Origin of the sequence: Klebsiella sp. HN106 (genome assembly GCF_051209435.1) — a bacterium.
GTDB classification, from domain to species: domain Bacteria; phylum Pseudomonadota; class Gammaproteobacteria; order Enterobacterales; family Enterobacteriaceae; genus Klebsiella; species Klebsiella oxytoca.
Map to the genome: position 1 here is coordinate 1 of NZ_JBLURD010000261.1, position 287 is coordinate 287.

The window sequence follows — 287 nt, forward strand, 5'->3', positions numbered from 1 at the left end:
GCTCACGCAGGTATTCTACCAGCTCGCCGACTTCCTCTTTTGCTTCGTCACACCCGGCAACGTCTGCAAAAGTGGTTTTGATCTGGTCTTCCGTCAACATACGGGCTTTGCTTTTGCCGAAGGACATCGCGCCCTTCCCGCCGCCGCCCTGCATTTGCCGCATAAAGAAGATCCAGACGCCGATCAGCAGCAGCATTGGGAACCAGGAGATGAAGATGGAAGCCAGCAGGCTCGGCTCTTCTGGTGGTTCGCCAACAACTTTGACGTTTTTAGTCAACAGGTTATCG

1 pseudogene is annotated in these 287 nt (G+C 54.4%); it reads right to left on the reverse strand.

Features of this window, described 5'->3' with window-relative positions:
- A pseudogene (locus ACSIPU_RS31170) lies at positions 1-287 on the reverse strand (ATP-dependent zinc metalloprotease FtsH); the annotation flags it as partial.